Here is a 19,088-nt window from a genome sequence, read left to right on the forward strand (position 1 = left end):
ATTTCTTCACCTCTTTGGATTATTTTCTTAGAACCCCCAATAACAAACGATACTTATCCTTTTTCGTTTTTCCTTCTATTTCTTGTACTTGAATTCGACCAAATCCTCTTATAGAGATTATATCTAACAAATCTACTAGAAAATCTGGACGATTATTTTCTGTCCAGTTAACTTTAACTTTTCCTGACTCAATCATCTGTTTTGATCGCTGTCTAGATATATTATATACAGTTGAAACTAAATTATCTAGTCTTAATGATGTCGCTGTTGTTCTTTCTTCTGTCCAACCATCTTTGGGTAAAATAATTTCTGTATAGTTACGTTCTTCCAATCGAACCGCAATTTTACCAATTTTCTCGATTTGTCCAGAAACAAAATTGGAAATCTCAGCAGCAATAAACACTTGCCACTTGTCTCCATCAGAAATAATATCTCCAAAGTACTCTCTTTTGATGCCGGTATTCACTAAAGTTCCTAATATTTTCCCATGAGAAAGAGTTGTAAATTTAGCAGGATAAACGACTTCGAATAATACAACTTCAAAGTCTTCTGACGTTGGCTGATAATAATCTGGAAAAATCAAGCAACGCTTTCTTTCTGCATGTTCGTATCCCCCATAGAATTGAAACCCTAATTCACTGTTTTGGCGAATCAATGTTTCTAAAATATAGGCTTGTCTTGGGTCTAAAAATTCAGTTAAAAATGGTGCATACTGACTTTCTACTTGTTCTAACCAATCACCAATGGAGTCAATAAAAGGATGTTCATCTTTTCGAAAATGTTGATACACATTCACGTTCATCGATAACCCATCCTTTCTTTATCTTAGCCAAAAAGTATTGATCTGATAATTATTTCTAATCCACCTGCAGCTAAGTTTAGTACTATAATAGCAAACATAATATTGAAACTAACCATACCAAAATTTAAATTGAATCGGTCAAATAAACTCAAATATGGTTCACATATTCTTGATAATAAACGTCCCAGTTTAGATTCATAGGCGCCTGGGAACCAAGATAATAAAGCATAAATAATCAAAAGACCTGAATATATGTTAACCGCTCGAAATAACAAGCTTAAAATCCTCAACAATAAAATAATAGTGATTCCCTCCCATCTAATCTATTAGAAATCAAAAAGTTGTTTACTGGCTAAAGTTTTAGCTGTAGCACTGTCGATTTCCATACTAGACGGTGTACAAAGAAAAATTTCATCTCCAACGCGTTGAATATCACCATCTAAGGCATAGACTGTACCTGTCAAAAAATCAACAATTCTTCTAGCTTGTTCTTCTTCAACTAAATGAAAATTCACCAATACAGCTTCACTTGCAATAATATGTTTTGCAATAGTCATCGCTTCTGAATATACTCTTGGTTCAACAATTGTAATTTTGTTTGATTTTGCTGACTCTTTTGTACGTTTAGAGTTTGAATAGTTAGAACTACGCATAGAGACAACCTTTTTCTCATCAAATGCTGATTCTTTTTGGCTTTCTTTCTTATCTTGATGCGCTTCTGTTGAGCGATAACGAGCTGATGGTCTTTCTGCCATTGGTTCTCTAGGCGCTTGAGCCTGTCTTGAGGCTGGTCCTTGAACTGGCTGAATCATAGATCTTGGTTGTTCATTTACGACCTTTTGCTCTTCATGTTCATCATAATAGTCATCGTATTCTTCTTCTCCTGATAAGCCAAAAAAGCTTGACAACGCATTTTTACTAAAAATTGACATAGATTCCCCTCCTTTACGCACCTCTGAATATTGCTGTTCCGATTCGTACAAATGTTGCACCTTCTTCAATTGCAATAGGAAAATCATTACTCATTCCCATGCTAAGTTCAGTACATGGTGCATGTGGCAGCCTTTGTTCGCTCACGTTTAGCTGTAATTTTTTCAATTGACTAAAAATCATATGTACTTCTGAGTCTGACGCATTTAAGGGCGCCATGCACATTAAGCCAATCACTTTAATCTTATTAAAAACAGCTATATCCTGTATAAAAGAAAGTACTTCATCTGGTTTAAAACCATGTTTACTTTCTTCACCAGAAACGTTTACTTCAACAAAACAAGGTAAGATTTTTTGAGATCTTTTCTGAATTTCTTCAGCCAACTTTAAACTATCTAAAGCATGGAAATAGTCTACCTCATTTATTATCAATTTTACCTTTCTACGCTGCAAATTACCAATCAAATGCCACTTAACATTAGAAAATTCTTTTAATACTGCTTTTTTTTCTAATAGTTTATCTACTCGGTTTTCAGCTAAATCTTCCACTCCAAGCTTTATAAGCTCTTCTGCTTGGTAGCTTTCCACAGATTTTGTAACTGCAATCATTGTTACATCTTCAATTGGGCGTTGAACATGGTCACATGCTAACTGGATTTCTTCACAGATTTGTTTTAAATTATCAGCTAGCATATGGCTTGTTCAACTCCTTATCTTTTTCTACGGAAAAATGGTGGTGTATTTAATTCATCGTCATTTTGAGATGGTTCTTCACGATGAAATGTTTCAAAGTCTTTTTTCTCAACATTTTCAAATGTCGTATCTTCAACTTTAGGCCTAATATTCTGTTCGCGGCGAATATCCCAATCACCAAAAGCACTATTGTCTTCTGGTTGCTGTTGAGGCACTTTCGCCTGATCCATGTCTAAAACTGGTGTTTGTTGAACAGGTTGTATCTGACTTTGTCTATTTGAAGAACGGTGAGGTTTTTTGTCTTTTTTTGAAGGATCAATTCCTGTAGCAATAACTGTTACACGAATTTCATCTCCTAATTCTTCATTGATTGATGTTCCTAAAATAATGTTTACATCACCAGTCGCAGCATTCGTTACAATGTCAGAAGCATCTTGTGCTTCAAATAATGTCATATCTAAACCACCAGTAATGTTTAGCAATACTTGTTCCGCTCCATCAATTGATGTTTCTAATAATGGCGATGAGATTGCTTTTTTAGTTGCTTCGATCACACGATCTTCACCACTGGCAACACCAATTCCCATTAAAGCAGTTCCTTGGTTTTCCATTACAGTTTTCACATCAGCGAAGTCTAGGTTAACGTAACCAGGAGCCGTAATTAAATCTGAAATCCCTTGGACTCCTTGACGTAGCACATTGTCAGCCTCTCTAAATGCTTCCAGCATCGGTGTCTTCTTATCAACTACTTCTAATAAACGGTTATTTGAAATAATTAGTAAAGTATCGACATTTTCTTTTAGTAAAGCAATACCTTCTGCAGCAAATCTGCCACGTTTTGGTCCTTCAAAGCTAAAAGGTCTTGTTACAACACCAACAGTCAATGCACCAAGTTCTCTTGCTATTTTAGCAACAACAGGTGCTGCACCTGTTCCTGTTCCTCCACCCATTCCAGCAGTAATAAAAATCATATCTGCGCCTTGTAAAGAGTCTGCAATTACTTGCTCGCTTTCTTCAGCAGCCTTTTGTCCTACTTCCGGTTGAGAGCCAGCTCCTAATCCTCTTGTATATTTTGGTCCAAGTTGGATAACTGTCTCTGCTTTTGAATTTTTTAATGCCTGAACATCAGTGTTTGCTGCAATAAATTCAACGCCCTTAACGTTTTCTTCGATCATACGATTTACTGCATTGCCACCACCACCGCCGACACCGATTACTTTAATGACTGCGCCGTTGTTAATATTATTATCTAAAGAAAATTCCATAGTATCGCTTCCTCCTGTTTTATTTAATTAGTCAAAAATGTTTGAGAAGAAATCTTTGATCTTGCCTGTTACTTTTTCGCCAGATTCATTTTCTTTCAAATCATCATACTCTTCTTGCGAATGTTCAGTGTAGGTTTCATACTGAACTTCTTGTTGAATAGCTGCCGCTTGAGGTGCCTTTGCTTTGCTTCCTGGAATAGCTCCTTTAGCAATATGATAAATATCGTTCAATTGTGCTGAATATTCAACAATACTGATAACATTTGTAAAGACTGGGTTACGTAAGCCCATATGGTTAGGTACATACAATTTGACATTTACATCAAAAATATCTTGAGCTAAGTCAACAACACCAGGAAGACTAGCACCTCCACCTGTTAAAATAACTCCTCCAGGCAATTCAAGTGCATCAATTTCGTCTAAAACTTCTTTAGACTTTTTAAATATTTGTTCAACTCTCGCTTCAATCACTTCTGAAAGGTAGCGCTCATCTACTTTAATTGGTTCTGATTTCCCAATCACGTCCACAGGAAATTCTTCACTGACAGAGGTTCTTTCGGGGAATGCATCTCCATAGTTAATTTTTAAAGCTTCAGCATTGTTAAAAGATGTATTCAATACGATTGAAATATCTTTTGTAACAAATTCTCCACCTTCTTGATTTACATGCGTGAATTTTAATTGCTTATCATGCATAACTGAAGTTGTTGTTTGGCCACCGCCCATATCAATGACAATTGTTCCAAAATCTTTTTCGCCATCTGATAGAACTGTTTCAGTCAATGCTAATGGAGAAATCACTAACTCATTAACAGTTAAACCAGCTTTTTCAACACACTTTTTAGTATTATGAATTATTGTTTTAGGCCCGGTAAATACGACACCAAACATTTCTAAACGAACGCCAATCATACCTCTTGGATCTTTAATTCCTTCAAATCCATCGACAGTAAATTCTTGTGGAAGAATTGCGACAATTTGACGTTCAGGAGGTGTTGAACGAACCAACGCTGCAGACGCAACATTTTGTACGTCTTCATCAGTGATTTCTTTTGATTCACTGTTAACAGCAATCATTCCTTGACAATTTTCAACTTCTAATAAATTTGCTGGCAACCCTACATTCACACTTCTAATTTGAATTCCCGCTTTTTCTTCTGCTTGTCTTACTGCTCTTTGAATTGAGCTTACTGTTTTATCAATATCTACAATGATGCCTCTATTTAGTCCATCAGATTTAGCATTTCCTACGCCAATAATATTCATTTGACCTTCAATAAATTCAGCGACGACAACTTTAACTGATGTTGTTCCAATATCAAGACCTACATACATTCCTGTCTTTGCCATGAATGGGGTTCCTCCTCCTATTAATTCCAATATTTAAATGAACAATTTATGCTTGTTTAAATATATATTTTTTTTGAATACTCACTTCTTCCAATTTTACCATAAAATTTAGGTTTTTAGAAACAAGATTCGATTATTTTTCTATCTATTTTAGTAATTTTCATCTGAAGACTGAGAATTCTCATTGGTTGATTCAATTGTACTCTCATTTCCATAAGGATAAGAGAAGATACCAACTTCCATATCAATGATTCCTGCTTCGTCCATTTGTTTAGCAACTTGTGGATAGTAAGCCATTTTCTCACTTAATTGAGGAATATTAACAAGTACACGGTTCCCGTCATTCATATATAAACTGACAAGATCTTTATTGGTCACAGAGGGTGCATATTTGATTTCCGATATACCATGTTTAATTTCAGTAGAAAGATCTGCATAAGAAATCATTAATTCTTTTATTAAAGATTCATCTTGAAAGTTTTCAAAAATAGGTTTGCCACTTTCAGCTACATGTAGTGTCTCATTTAAAATTTTCCCATTTTCTAAAATAGGATGGTATTCTTCTCCTTCAGATTCCAGAGCAACAACTTTGTACTCGTTTACCTTAATCTTAAAAGAGTTAATCCCACTTAAAGAAATGCTAGCATTACGAACTCTTGGAAGTGCTCTTCGAATCTTCTTCTCATAAACACCGCGATCCCATAATTGTTCCCATAATCCTTTTCCTTTTTCTAAGCCTGACTGCTTAATAAGTATTTCACTGTCAATATTATTATTTCCAACCACATTTATACTACCTAATTTACTAAGTGGTGAAACAAAGTACAAGGAAATGAGTACTGCTATCAAAAGAACAGACACAATTAATGTCAGTCTGCGATACAAACGTAGATTTCTTTCCTTCTTGATATTAGGTAGCCTATCTGCAAAAGATTCGTAAGAAGGTTTCTTTTTGTCTGCTTCTTGGTCAATCTCAATAGACTGGCCTGCATCTTCTTCCTCAAGTGCTTCACCTTGATTGTTATCTTCTTCTTGTTCCGTTTCTTCTGTCGGTTTTCTTCGTAAAAGAGAGGGGTGCCAAACAGGATCGTCTCCTTGCTTTTTCATATACTCAAGGTTTTCTTTTTGCCAAGGAGTCAAATTCTCTTGATCAATTTCTATTTCATCAGATTTTTTTTCTTCTGGCTCGTTTATATCCTTACTAATCTTTGCCACCTCCTATCTTTCAATAAGCTGTTGAACTAGCTCATATAGCCTGTCACATGCATCTGGGATTCCTTCTTTTTTAGATGCCTCAGCCATATTTTGACATGTCTTATCATCTAATATAATACTGTCGATTACTTGAACTAATTTAGCCCCAGTTAGTTCACTATCAGGTATCATTTTGACAGCACCAGCATTTACTAGACTTTGTGCATTTTTAGTTTGATGATCGTTCGTTACATACGGACTTGGAATAAGCACGGCTGGTAAACCTAATGCAGTAAATTCTGCTATGGAAGTTGCTCCTGCACGTCCAACAATTAAATCTGCATTTACCATCACTTCGGCCATTTTATCAATATACGCCTGAATACTTATATTTGTCAATTTGTTTTGAGAAAGTTTTACTTTTTCTTGAAGTTCTCCATAATATATTTCTCCCGAAGCATACAGCACTTGATAATTTTTATTTTCAAAGTAGGGTAAGGCTTCAATAAAAGCTTGATTAATTTTTAAAGCTCCTCGGCTTCCTCCAAAAATAACCACGGTCTTTTTAGAAGGTTCTAAACTATAGTCAGCCAATATCTTAGATTTTTTAGTATTTAAAACTTCTTGTGCTCTTGGATTCCCTGTTAATACAACTTTATTGCTTGGAAAATAATCAGCCGCATCTGGAAAACATATCGCAACTTTATCAGCAAATTTACTTAAAAATTTATTGGTTACTCCTGGAACACTGTTTTGTTCATGTATAATAGTAGGAATTTTCAGCTGTTTGGCTGCAAAAACAATTGAACCTGAAACATATCCGCCAGTGCCGATTACTATGTCTGGACGAAAGTCTCTAAGTATTTTCTTAGCTTTTCTGATACTCGCTAAGAAGAGATATATCGTTTTAATGTTTTGTGGGCTCAGAGAACGACGAAACCCTTGTATTTCAATCGTTTTAAATGGAATTTGGTATGTTGGAACAATCTTACTCTCCAATCCTTTTTCCGTTCCCACGTACATAAATTCAGTAGTAGGATCTATCGCTTTTAAATAATTAACAAATGCCACAGCTGGATAGATATGTCCACCTGTTCCGCCGCCTGTAATCAATATTTTCATACTCTTTCTCACTTTTCAATTTCTTTTAAACGATTTACTGCTTGGATAAATGCTTCTCCACGTAATTCAAAATTAGGATATTGATCCCAACTAGCACATGAAGGAGACAATAGAATAGTATCATCTTTTTCGGAATAATCATAGGCTTCTATGACTGCTGTTTCAACATTTTCTGTTAATTTAATGAATGATACTCCTGCAGCTTCTGCAGCTTCTGCTAATTTATACTTTGTTTCTCCAAACACAATGACTGCTTTTATCTTTTTCAAAGAAGGAACTAGCTCTTCAAAGCTATTGCCACGATCTAATCCACCAGCTAATAGAATAAGTTTCTCTGGTTTGAATCCACTTAATGCCATTTCAGTCGCTAAAATATTCGTAGCTTTTGAATCATTGTAAAAATTTCTGTCATTGAACTTACCAATGTATTGGGTTCTATGCGGAACACCAGTGAACGTTTGTAGCGTCTCTTTAATCACTGCCGTTTCAACATCCTTTAATTTAGCTACTGTAATAGCAGCTAATGCATTTTCTATATTGTGGCTTCCCGGAACACCTAGTTCAGTTGTATGCATAACTAGTTCATCTTTAAAGTAGATCTTATCTCCAATAGTATACGCACCCTCAACTTTTTCTTCTGTAGAAAAAGGAACAATCGTTGCTTTTGACGTTTCACTTAATTCTCTTAATTCTTTTTGGTTCCAATTTAGAACTAAACATTCTTTTTCGGTCATATTTTCTTGAATACGCCATTTAGCTTTTACATATTCTTCTCTATTGCCATGATAATCTAGATGGGCTTCATAAATATTTGTTATAACCGCAATTTGTGGTTGAAATGATTGTATTCCCATTAATTGAAAACTGGATAATTCCATCACAATATCATCAGTTGCAATTGCTTCTTCCGCAACTGTACTTGCAGGATAACCTATATTCCCAGCTAACCTTGCAGTGCCTTCTTTTCTATCTGCATTTAGCAACAATCCAATCATAGTAGTCGTTGTTGTCTTACCGTTTGTCCCAGTAATACCAATAATCGGACATTCCGAAATTTGATAGGCCAGTTCAACTTCTGTTAAAACAGGAATTTTTCTGTCAAGAGCTTTTTCTACTAAAGGATTGCTATATGGGATTCCTGGATTTTTAACAACGAAAGCAAAATCTTCATCTAGAAGTTCAATTGGATGTCCTCCTGTAACAACACGAATACCCAAGGTTAATAAATCTTGGGCTTCGGGGTTTTGATCAAATTGTTTAAAATCATTTACAGTCACTAAAGCACCTAGCTCGTGCAATAGTTTCGCAGCACTGACACCACTTTTAGCAAGTCCTAATACTAAAACTTTTTTATTTTCGTAGTCTGTAACTTTTTTCATCATCTTTTCCCCTTTGCTTTTTAGAACAGAATCCATAATGTTAAGCCTGAACAAGATAGAGCGACGAACCAAAATACAATATCAATTTTCCATTCTGACCATCCGCACATCTCAAAATGATGATGAATCGGTGACATCTTGAAAATACGTTTACCAAATAATTTAAATGACATAACTTGTAAAATGACACTGGCTGTCTCGCAAACATAAACTAGTCCAATTAAAAGTAGTGTCCATTCTTGGCGCAAGATAATTGAAATTGCTGCCAGTAAGCCACCTAAAGCTAGGGAGCCTACATCTCCCATAAAAATTTTGGCTGGCTTTCTGTTATATGGAAAGAAGCCTAGTAAGCCTCCTATCACGCTTAAGCAAACAATCACAACATCAAACTGTTGTTGTTTCCAAGCGATGATTGCATATGTCCCAAAAGAGATGGTTCCTAATCCTGCTACTAAGCCATCAATACCATCAGCTAGATTTACTGCATTGGAAAAACCAACTAGCCAAAAAATAATAAATATTCCATAAAAAATCCCTAGAGGAATCGTAATAATTCCAAATAGATCAAGCGTTTCTGGTAATCCATTCATCCTATAAACAACATAGAAAATTATTCCTCCTGCAATTTGACCAATTAGTTTTTGTTTAGAATTCAACCCCATATTGCGTTTCTTAAAAACTTTAATAAAATCATCTAGAAATCCCAATATTCCATACAAAACTAAAATAAACAGAATAATTAGAAGCGATGGAGTTAGTTGCTGTAGCCAAAATCCAACAACAAGTGCTGTAATAAAACTTGCAATCAGGAAAACAGTTCCTCCCATTGTAGGCGTTCCAGTTTTCACATTATGCCAAGTAGGACCCTCTCCTCTTGTTGTTTGTCCTTGCTTTTTCATTCTAAAATAACCAATAAACAAAGGCATCGTTGCTACCGTAATAGCAAAACTAAATGCTATTGGAATAAAAATTTGTGTCCACTCCATCATATCTCTCCTAATTTTCCAACTTTACTCTGCTCCTGCTAACGTAAAGGTAATTGTTTTCCCTGTAATTTTTTCACCTGGTGCTATACTTTGAGCTGTTACGTAACCTTCGCCAGTAAATTCTGTATTAACATTTAAAAATTTGCCTAATTTAAGCAAATCACTTTTAGACCATCCTGTAACATCAGGCATGATTTTTTCCCCATCTGTTAATAAAAGAAGTTTTTGTTTAGCTAATAATACTTCTCCAGCTTTTGTTGATTGTTTTTTGACTACTTGTCCTTGTCCAATTACGATTGGTTCAAGGTTCGCCTCTTGTATAGCCGCTTTTGCAGCTTCAACTTCAAGATTTCTATAATCTGCAACTGTAATGTTTTCAGCTACTGGTTCTACTTGGGCTTGCCCCGTATCCGTATCTTTTATATCCATAGCTAATTTTAGAAGTGGATTTGCCAATACTGCAATCGCATTTCGGTCATACTGCTCTGGTTTTTTCAAAGTCACATAAAGAATATATTCTGGATCTTCAGCTGGAATCATTTCAACGACTGAGTAAGTATAGTCTGTTGCCCCTTCCATATATCCACTAGTTCCTGTGATTTCTGCTGTTCCTGTTTTCGCCGCGATATGATAACCTGGAACTTCATAGACTCCATGAGCAATTCCGTAGTTTTCATCTTCTATTGTATCGACCAAATAAGAACGTAGTGTGCTTGCCACCTCTGGACTAATTGGATTACCAACAACTTCTGGCTGCGTTATTTTTTCTGCTCCAGTATTTTTATCAACTATTTTATTGATAAATTGTGGCTTAACCATCGTACCGTTATTGGCAACTGCAGTGTATGCCTGCATCATTTGAAAATGAGTGACTGAGACAGCTTGTCCAAACGCTGACATGGCACGATCGACTATATTTTCCGTTGGAAGACTTCCGGCAGATTCATTCAATAAACCTGAGTTAGTCGATTCTCCAAACTTGAATTTTTTTAAATAATCATTCCATTTAGCATCGCCCATCCGTTGTTCCAAATGTACCATCCCAACGTTACTTGACCAAGATAAGGCTTGGCGATAAGTTAGTATCCCCTTCGCCCCTTCGTCATGGTCCTTAACCCAGCGGTCAGCAATTTTAATTCTTCCAGAAACAAAGGTTGCATTTGGATCGAACATGCCTTCCTGCATCGCTGCAGCAGCTGTAAAAATCTTCATTGTAGATCCTGGTTCAAACTTATCTTCAACCAGAATATTACGCCATAACGGTTCTTCTGGTGGTTTAACATCTGCTAAGCCAGCTTTGGTTTCTGGATTAAATGATGGTCGTTGCCCCATCGCCAAAATTTCCCCTGTTTTAGCATTCATTAACATAGCACCTAAATTTTCAGGCTTATATTGTTCAACGATGGCATCCATTCCAGACTCCATCTTACTTTGTAAACGATTATCAAGCGTTGTATAAATATCTTGACCATCAACGGCCTTCTGTTCCTCTGCGACTGTTCCTGGCAAAGGATTTCCGTAGCTATCTTTTTCATAATAAATGCGTCCATCTTGGCCAGCTAAGGTTTTGTTATAAACTTCTTCTAAGCCCATTTTTCCAACTAATTTCTGGTCTTCAGTATTTTTATTATCTTTATTTGTTGCTTCTGTATAACCAATAAAGTGGGAAGAAAAGACTCCATTAGGGTAAATTCTAGCAGGATGATCGTCAAACTTAATTCCTTCTATTTTGTTTTCTTTCAGTTCTTTTTCAATATTTTGTTTTGCTTCTAAAGTAATATTCTTTCCCTTTGAACCAAATTCTACTTGATACTTCGTTGAGCCATCCTCATTGATCCCATTGTTCAAAAAAGTTAACCCTTCTGCTTTAGGAAGTCCAATGTATTTTTCCAACACAGTAGCAATTGTTGAAAAATCTTTTTGTTGCGCGTATAGTTTTTTTCCTTTACCATCCACATATGTATCAGATAAGACTGCAAAGACAGAAAAAGATGTTGCATCTTCTGCGATAGGATTGCCATTACGGTCTAAAATCGCTCCACGTTTTGCTTTTACTAAACGATTTCCTTCATATAATTCAGCGGTCTTCTCTTTTAATTTCGTTCCAGCCACTTCTCCTGTCGCAACTATGTATGTTAAACGAAATGCAAATAAAAAGAACAACCCAATACTCGTAGCGAACAAAATAATACCTACTTTTTTACGATTGTTCATCGGATTTAAGTTCTTCTTTTTTATGTTTTTTTTAATTTTATCTTTAATAGTCATTATTTCACATTCCTTAAATTCCCATCAATTTCTGAAAGTCCTTTATTTTTTGCTACTTCTCTAATGCGATCAGCTTTTGAAAGCTCTGTTTTTTCCTGTTCCAATTTTAAAGCTTTCTCTTCTTTTTGTTCTATAGTTGCTTTTGCAGCAGTAATCTCGTTACTCGCTTGAGTAATTGCTGTCCGCACTTGAACTGTAAGAATTGCAATTCCAATAATAGCACTGATAAGTAAAAATCCAAGAACTTTTTCTAAACGAGAAATATTTTTTAAATGTTTTTTTGGCGATTGAGGCAATTCACCTTTTTTTAGAACTTTTTTTTCTTCATTTTGAGGGTCCACGACTGGCGTTGATTCTTCCATTATTTGAGTGTCATAAATGAAATCCTCTACTTTTTTAAGCTCAGCCATGTATTTATCCCCCTTTCTTTATATCATTCTTATTTTTTCAGCAATTCGAAGTTTTGCACTTCTTGAACGATTGTTCTCAGCAAGCTCTAGCTCACTAGGTAAAATCGGTTTTCTTGTAATCACTTTTAATTCTGATTGAAATTCATCAGGAATCATCGGTATCCCTGGTGGTAAATCTTGTATTGTACTAAATTCTTTAAACATTGTTTTTACAATTCGATCTTCCAATGAATGGAAGGTGATCACGGATACTCGCCCTTCTTTATTTAGAAGGTCAATAGCTTGCTCCAAAGATTCTTCGATTGCTCCCAGCTCATCATTTACTGCTATACGAATTGCTTGAAAAATACGTTTAGCTGGATGTCCACCTTTTCGTCTAGCAGGTGCAGGTATTGCCGTTTTTATAATGTCAACTAATTCACTAGTTGTATTTATATGACGCTCGATTCGAACACGTTCAATTTCTCTCGCTACTTGTTTAGAAAATTTTTCTTCGCCATAACGAAAGAATATTTTTACTAATTCATTGTAGCTATATTCATTTACCACTTGATACGCTGTTAAAGACGCTTCTTGATCCATCCGCATGTCTAATGAGGCTTCTTGGTGGTAACTGAATCCACGCTCAGCTTCGTCCAATTGTGGAGAAGAGACACCTAAATCATAAATAATGCCATCAACATGCAAAACATCTAGTTCGCTCAATTTTTCTTTTAAATAACGGAAATTGGATTTGATGAACGTAACCATGCCTAAATCAACATATTTTTTTAATCTGGTTTTAGCGAAATCTAACGCTTTTTGGTCTTGATCAAAAACATATAAATGACCCTTTTCACTTAATTTAGAAAGCAGATACTCACTATGACCTGCACCACCTAATGTACAATCTACATAAATCCCGTTTTCTTTTATATTCAATCCATCAACGGTCTCTTTTAAAAGTACAGTATAATGCTGAAACTCGTTTGTCATAATGCTCCTCATTTCTAAAAGCCAAAATCAATCATTGTTTCGGCAATTTCATCAAAGTTTTCCTCTGCTTCAGCTGAAAACTCATTCCATCGTGATTCATCCCAAATTTCAATACGATTCGAAACACCAATCACAACACAACCTTTTTCTAGTTGGGCGTGTGTTCTTAATGTTGCTGGAATATTAATCCGACCTTGCTTATCAATTTCACATTCAGTGGCCGCAGAATAAAAAAAGCGAACAAAAGTACGAGAATCCTTCTTAGCTAAAGGCATTTCTTTCATTTTAGCTTCAAGTAGTTCCCACTCGGGCATTGGATAACCAAATAAACAGCCATCCATTCCTCTTGTCACAACAAACTTCTCGCCTAATTGTTCACGAAATTTTGCTGGTACAATCAGTCGGCCTTTGGCATCAATATTATGTTGAAATTCACCCATAAACATAGCCAATTATCCCCACTTTTCCACTTGATAGAAATAGTCTACCACATCCCACCACTTTCTACCACAAAAAACATAGAAAACTTACATAATTTTATTGTTATTTAAAAAGTTTGTAATATTCAGGAGATAGACTATCTATTACTAAAGCGGTATCAATGCCGACAGATTAATTATTTTAGAGAAATATTCCCTAAAAATTAGAAATAACTATTTTCTCATCATTTTAGTGGGGAATTGTGGGGGATTTTTTCCAAGCCCTCATATCTCTCACTTAAAATTAATTAAGCGATATAATGAAAAATATTCAACAAAATTAAAACAACATACAAGATCATTGAAATTAGAAACACTAAACGCCAAAACATCTTAAAATAGCGACCATAAATAATTTCCCCATAGTAATACGCTTGAAAAACAGCGACCCCTATTCCCAACAACAATATTGAAATAATCAAATACGGGACGATTGATTGCTCATAAGTATTTTTAGATAATTCGTTCAGTCCCAAAAGTAAAAATGGGATAGCTATGTCGGGCGACTTCACTTTGTAACGTTCTGTTAAAGAAAACGTTGAAATAATGAAGTTACACGCAAATAATACCACTATCGGAAATACATACCAAAACAGCATAATAGCTGAAAAAGAGACCATTTTAACAATTCCTTTCATAACACTTACATATACTATACTTTATTTTCGTTACACTGATGTTTCAGTTCTTTTAAAAATTGATGCCTAAATACGTCAAATTCCATGCGATTTTCTCCACTAATGATATAATGAATAAAAGCAACTACTTGTTAAATGAGGTGGAATTTTTGATTAAATATTTAGAAATTAGAAACAACCAATTTACATCGGTTCCAAGTGACACAAAAGAGACTAAATGGTTGATTGTAGAAAAACCAACCAAAGAAGAAGTAAATCAATTAGTCGATACATATAATTTACCTGCAGATTTTGTAACAGGGATTTTAGACGATGAAGAAAACTCTCGTTTTGAAGGGATTCATCAAAAAAAATTAGAAGAACCTGCCCTAATGTTACTACAGTATCCACGATCTAGCGTGAGCCCTAGTGGATATAATCAAATTAACACCTTTCCTTTCGCTTTAGTTTTAACGACTGATGGCAAAATTATTACGATTACTAATGAGCCTGTTGAATTTCTTGATAATTTTCTGCTAGATACAGCTTCTGAAATTCAGGAACCTATTCAAGAATCTATGCTTTTACATATCGCTTGGAAAATCGCTATCTCTTATAATACTTTTTTAAAAGATTTAATCAAGCAAACAAATCAATTAGAAGGTGAACTCAAGGTTTCTACTGAAAACAAACAGCTCTATCAAATGATGGATATTCAAAAAAGTCTTGTTTATTTCGAGTCTGCTTTAACGGCTAATTTGGAGGTTTTAAATACACTTTATAAAGCGGAGTTATTCCAAAGTCCTGAAATTCACCTTCCCCATTTGCACGATGTTTTAGTGGAAACTAAGCAAGGGCTGACATCTACAGAAATCCAACTAAAACTAGTGGATAAAATTAGTGATACTTTTTCAGCAATTGTATCTAACAACTTAAATAATGTTATGAAAATTTTAACCTCTTTAACGATAGTCTTAACTATTCCAACTATTATGGGAGGAATCTTTGGAATGAACGTAAAACTTCCCTTTGCTAACCGAGAGGACGCCTTTTTTTGGATTTTCATTTTGACAACGTCTCTTTGTATTTTTGTGATACGCAGATTAAAAAAACGAAATCTACTTTAAACTTATTTTTAGGTTGATGAATTTTGCAAAAGGAGGTAAACTATTAGATAGTAAAAAAAGAGGACGTGGAACACTATGGAAAAAAAGAAAAAAAGTACTTTTTCAAAAGTTACAAAAGTTGTTATCTGGATCATGCTAGTTGCCATCGTAGGTTCGGCATTACTGACAGTTCTAAGTGTTTTCAGATAAACCTAGACAAATAAAGAGTGAAGCACCTAACCCAGGATTCTGCTTCACTCTATTAATTTGCCTTTTTAGCTTATAGTTTTATCAAAAATAGCAGCAATACAAATGTCATTTATCCTCATTTCCGATTGCCATATTTAATAATTCCTCAGCATGCTGGATTGTTAATTTAGTAATTTCACTTCCAGCTAGCATCCGTGCAATTTCATTCACTCTTTCTTTCCGATCAAGAATTCTTACAGAGGTTTCGGTTCTATTCCCCACTACTTCCTTTTCAATAAAATATTGATAATCCGCAACAGCTGCAACCTGAGGTAAATGAGTGATACACAATACTTGAGAGTCTTCAGAAATTTGATAAATCTTGTCTGCGATGGCTTGTGCTACACGCCCACTCACACCCGTGTCTACTTCATCAAAAACAATACTGGTAATCCCTTGTGATTTTGAAAAAATTGTTTTTAAAGCTAACATAACTCGAGATAGCTCCCCACCAGAAGCAACTTTAACTAACGGCTTCAATGGTTCACCAGGATTCGTTGTGATGTAAAACTCTACTTGGTCTAAACCAAATTCAGTCATTTGTTCTTCTAAATTTTCAGTAAAATGAACTTCGAACTCAGTCCGTTCCATGTATAGCTCTTTGAGTTCTTTCAAAATATTTTTTTCAAGCTTTTTGGCGACAGCTTTTCTACTATTTCTTAATTTCAATCCTTGCTGAATCAGCTGGGCTTTTTTTTCTTTTAATAAAAACTCTAGCTTCCCTGATTTTCCTTCTAAAAAGTCTGCATCTGCCAGTTCACGGGTTATTTCTTCATAATATTCAAGAATACTTTCGATAGATTCCCCGTATTTACGCTTCATTTGACGAATTATTTCTAGGCGACTTTCCACTTCATTTAAACGATTTTCATCCAATTCCAAACTATCAATGTGTCTTGACAAGTCCCCACTTGCTTCTTGCAAAAGATAATAACTGTTTTGAACAGTTTCAGAGATTGCTTTGTATTCAGCATCTAAAGACTCTATTGATAACAATTCATTCATTGCATAACCGATTTTGTCTAAACTATTATCTGATTCGCCATTTATGGCCTCATAACTTGTTGTCAGTGCATCAGCTATTTTCTGGTAATTACTAAGTTTATTACGTTCTTCTAGTAATATTTTTTCTTCATTCGGCACTAATTTCGCCGAGGAAATCTCATCTTGTTGAAATTGTAACATATCCATTCGCTGAGCAAATTCTTTTTCATTTTTTTGTCGATCCCTAACTTTTTTTTCTAACAAGCGATACTCTTTATACAAAACCTCATATTGCTTTTTTACTCTAGACAATTCTTTTCCGCCAAAATCATCTAACATTCCTAAATGTTTTTCACTCTGCATTAGTTCTTGATGTTCATTTTGTCCATGAATATCTACTAAATACTCTCCGATTTTCCTCAAATTGGCTATATTAACAATTCGCCCATTTACTCGACAAACATTTTTTCCAGAAACTGAAATATCTCTTTGAATAATTAGTGATTCATCATCTAGTTCAATACCGAGTTCTGCTAGAAGTGTGCTTAACTCTTTATTTTTCGGCATTGTAAAAAGTCCCTCAAGTGTACATTTTGAAGCACCTTGTCGAATATAATCACTGGATCCTCTTCCACCTGTCAACAATCCCATCGCATCAATTATAATGGACTTACCTGCACCTGTTTCACCTGTTAATACGGTCATTCCTAAATGGAATTCTAAATGTAAAGAGGATATAATCGCAAAATTTTCTACTGAAAGTTCTTGCAGCATGTTTTATTCACCTCAATCTCTATAGGTATTTATAGAACTCTTTTTCCAACAGCTCTGCATCTTTTTCAGTGCGTGCAATCATTAAAATACTATCATCATCATTAATGGTCGCAAATAAAGCATCTTTATATTTCTTCTCTATTAAGTTTGCTGAAGCAGCAGCATTCCCTGGTATAGTACGCAAAATAACATACTTTTCCATTTGGTCTACGGAAACAAAAGCATCTTTTAATAATTTCTCTAACTTTGCGTTAGTATTTTCTTTAGTTTCTGCTGGAACACTGTACCGATATCCCCCATCAGTAGAAGGTACTTTTATCAACTTCATTTCTTTAATATCACGAGAAATCGTAGCCTGAGTCACAGTTACACCTTTCTCCTCTAAAAAAAGGACAAAATCTTCTTGCTTTTGAATATTTTTATCTGCAAGCAATCGAGTAATTAATCGATGGCGATCTTTTTTTCGCATATTTCTCTTCTCCTTCATAGAATTCATCTTCAATTCATCATAGCGTATTTTTATACATTTTTAAAGCAAAAAATAAGGCTGAGACAAAACGTCTTTGTCAGCCTTTTAAGTATAGAAGCCTTTTTTTATAGAGTAAAGACGACATGCACTTATCTTACATTAAAGTGCATAGTCGTTATCTCTATCTTTTGTTTTAAACATGGATTATTTTTGAGAAATTAATTTTTGATGAGCACTTCCCACCACTTGACTTGTGTCTATCGTTGATTTGATCTTTCCTAATCCATCTGTAGAAACCAAATAAGCTAAAAATTCAATGTTTCCTTCACCACCAGTAATCGGTGAATAATCTAATCCTTTAACATCATAACCTTGAGCAGTAGCAAAAGCTAAAACATCGTCTAAAACCATTTTGTGGATTTCAGGATCACGAATAATTCCTTTCTTTCCAACAAATTCTTTTCCCGCTTCAAATTGTGGCTTGATTAACGCAACCACCTCACCAGAAGATTTCAGGATAGTATGCAGCGTCGGTAAGATTAGTTTCAACGAAATGAAAGAGACATCAATCGTTGCAATATCAGGTATTCCTTCTTTAAAGTCTTCTGGTTTACTATAGCGAAAATTCTCCCGTTCCATCACAACCACTCGCTCATCTTGGCGAATTTTCCAAGCGAGTTGATTGTAACCAACATCTAGTGCATAGCTTAAACGAGCCCCATTTTGCAATGCTACATCTGTAAATCCCCCAGTTGATGCGCCAATATCTAGCATTGTTTTCCCTTCGACGTTTACCGAAAAAACGCTTAAAGCTTTTTCCAACTTTAGTCCACCTCTGGAAACGTAGGCTAACGACTGTCCTTTCACCTGTAATACTGTTTCTAAAGGAATTTTTTCACCTGGCTTGTCAAAACGTTCATTTTTATCATCATAAACTAAACCAGCCATGACAGCTCTTTTCGCTTTTTCTCTTGTTTCAAATAGTCCTTGATTAAACGCAATTACATCCACGCGCTCTTTTTTCATAAGTGCCTTC

At 35.1% G+C, this 19,088-nt stretch carries 20 protein-coding genes; 2 read left to right on the forward strand and 18 right to left on the reverse strand.

The window, feature by feature from the left end; translation table 11 throughout:
* Positions 1 to 19 precede the first annotated feature (19 nt).
* From BCR26_RS11710 to BCR26_RS11775, 15 genes are all read right to left on the reverse strand, one after another.
* On the reverse strand, positions 20 to 802 hold the full coding sequence (locus tag BCR26_RS11710) for a YlmH family RNA-binding protein (protein WP_069699175.1): 783 nt from the start codon (positions 800 to 802) through the stop codon (positions 20 to 22).
* A 23-nt stretch (positions 803 to 825) separates the two neighbouring features.
* On the reverse strand, positions 826 to 1,092 hold the full coding sequence (locus BCR26_RS18070; RefSeq protein ID WP_084387124.1) for a YggT family protein: 267 nt from the start codon (positions 1,090 to 1,092) through the stop codon (positions 826 to 828).
* A 36-nt stretch (positions 1,093 to 1,128) separates the two neighbouring features.
* A complete protein-coding gene (locus tag BCR26_RS11715; protein ID WP_069699176.1) occupies positions 1,129 to 1,734 on the reverse strand; it encodes a cell division protein SepF in 606 nt (201 codons plus the stop codon).
* Positions 1,735 to 1,747: 13 nt separating this feature from the next.
* Positions 1,748 to 2,425: a YggS family pyridoxal phosphate-dependent enzyme gene (locus BCR26_RS11720; RefSeq protein WP_069699177.1), complete on the reverse strand. Its 678-nt coding sequence runs from the start codon at positions 2,423 to 2,425 to the stop codon at positions 1,748 to 1,750.
* 17 nt (positions 2,426 to 2,442) lie between these two features.
* Positions 2,443 to 3,690: a cell division protein FtsZ gene (gene ftsZ / locus BCR26_RS11725; protein ID WP_069699178.1), complete on the reverse strand. Its 1,248-nt coding sequence runs from the start codon at positions 3,688 to 3,690 to the stop codon at positions 2,443 to 2,445.
* Between the two features lie 27 nt (positions 3,691 to 3,717).
* Entirely contained in the window at positions 3,718 to 5,040 is a 1,323-nt protein-coding gene (ftsA, locus tag BCR26_RS11730) for a cell division protein FtsA (RefSeq protein WP_069699179.1), read from the reverse strand.
* Between the two features lie 150 nt (positions 5,041 to 5,190).
* A complete protein-coding gene (locus BCR26_RS11735; RefSeq protein ID WP_245676970.1) occupies positions 5,191 to 6,255 on the reverse strand; it encodes a cell division protein FtsQ/DivIB in 1,065 nt (354 codons plus the stop codon).
* 3 nt (positions 6,256 to 6,258) lie between these two features.
* Complete coding sequence (gene murG, locus BCR26_RS11740) at positions 6,259 to 7,356, reverse strand: undecaprenyldiphospho-muramoylpentapeptide beta-N-acetylglucosaminyltransferase (RefSeq protein ID WP_069699180.1); 1,098 nt, start codon at positions 7,354 to 7,356, stop codon at positions 6,259 to 6,261.
* An 8-nt stretch (positions 7,357 to 7,364) separates the two neighbouring features.
* A complete protein-coding gene (murD, locus tag BCR26_RS11745) occupies positions 7,365 to 8,735 on the reverse strand; it encodes a UDP-N-acetylmuramoyl-L-alanine--D-glutamate ligase (protein WP_069699181.1) in 1,371 nt (456 codons plus the stop codon).
* A 20-nt stretch (positions 8,736 to 8,755) separates the two neighbouring features.
* A complete protein-coding gene (gene mraY / locus BCR26_RS11750; protein WP_069699182.1) occupies positions 8,756 to 9,721 on the reverse strand; it encodes a phospho-N-acetylmuramoyl-pentapeptide-transferase in 966 nt (321 codons plus the stop codon).
* Between the two features lie 24 nt (positions 9,722 to 9,745).
* Positions 9,746 to 11,989 (reverse strand): penicillin-binding protein, encoded by a 2,244-nt coding sequence (locus tag BCR26_RS11755; RefSeq protein ID WP_069699183.1) that lies wholly within the window; start codon positions 11,987 to 11,989, stop codon positions 9,746 to 9,748.
* Positions 11,989 to 12,399, reverse strand: coding sequence for a cell division protein FtsL (gene ftsL / locus BCR26_RS11760; RefSeq protein WP_069699184.1), 411 nt, complete (start codon positions 12,397 to 12,399; stop codon positions 11,989 to 11,991). Before ftsL ends, BCR26_RS11755 begins: the two co-directional genes overlap by 1 nt.
* An 18-nt stretch (positions 12,400 to 12,417) precedes the next feature.
* Positions 12,418 to 13,374, reverse strand: a complete 957-nt coding sequence (gene rsmH / locus BCR26_RS11765; RefSeq protein ID WP_069699185.1) for a 16S rRNA (cytosine(1402)-N(4))-methyltransferase RsmH — start codon at positions 13,372 to 13,374, stop codon at positions 12,418 to 12,420.
* 14 nt (positions 13,375 to 13,388) lie between these two features.
* Positions 13,389 to 13,820 carry a division/cell wall cluster transcriptional repressor MraZ gene (gene mraZ, locus BCR26_RS11770; protein ID WP_069699186.1) on the reverse strand — a complete coding sequence of 144 codons (432 nt, stop codon included), beginning with the start codon at positions 13,818 to 13,820 and terminating at the stop codon, positions 13,389 to 13,391.
* A 281-nt stretch (positions 13,821 to 14,101) separates the two neighbouring features.
* Positions 14,102 to 14,491 (reverse strand): DUF3397 domain-containing protein, encoded by a 390-nt coding sequence (locus BCR26_RS11775; protein ID WP_209591804.1) that lies wholly within the window; start codon positions 14,489 to 14,491, stop codon positions 14,102 to 14,104.
* A 149-nt stretch (positions 14,492 to 14,640) separates the two neighbouring features.
* On the opposite strand from BCR26_RS11775, the gene BCR26_RS11780 reads away from it, so the two are divergent.
* Entirely contained in the window at positions 14,641 to 15,597 is a 957-nt protein-coding gene (locus BCR26_RS11780; RefSeq protein WP_069699188.1) for a magnesium transporter CorA family protein, read from the forward strand.
* A gap of 75 nt (positions 15,598 to 15,672) precedes the next feature.
* On the forward strand, positions 15,673 to 15,786 hold the full coding sequence (locus tag BCR26_RS18075; protein WP_084387118.1) for a DUF4044 domain-containing protein: 114 nt from the start codon (positions 15,673 to 15,675) through the stop codon (positions 15,784 to 15,786).
* 105 nt (positions 15,787 to 15,891) lie between these two features.
* Here BCR26_RS18075 and recN read toward each other — a convergent pair whose 3' ends face one another.
* The 3 genes from recN to BCR26_RS11795 form a co-directional block, all read right to left on the reverse strand.
* Entirely contained in the window at positions 15,892 to 17,583 is a 1,692-nt protein-coding gene (gene recN / locus BCR26_RS11785) for a DNA repair protein RecN (protein ID WP_069699189.1), read from the reverse strand.
* A 19-nt stretch (positions 17,584 to 17,602) separates the two neighbouring features.
* A complete protein-coding gene (gene argR / locus BCR26_RS11790) occupies positions 17,603 to 18,052 on the reverse strand; it encodes an arginine repressor (RefSeq protein WP_069699190.1) in 450 nt (149 codons plus the stop codon).
* Between the two features lie 204 nt (positions 18,053 to 18,256).
* On the reverse strand, positions 18,257 to 19,078 hold the full coding sequence (locus tag BCR26_RS11795; protein WP_069699191.1) for a TlyA family RNA methyltransferase: 822 nt from the start codon (positions 19,076 to 19,078) through the stop codon (positions 18,257 to 18,259).
* Positions 19,079 to 19,088 lie beyond the last annotated feature (10 nt).

It is taken from the genome of Enterococcus rivorum, assembly GCF_001742285.1.
GTDB lineage: Bacteria > Bacillota > Bacilli > Lactobacillales > Enterococcaceae > Enterococcus_L > Enterococcus_L rivorum.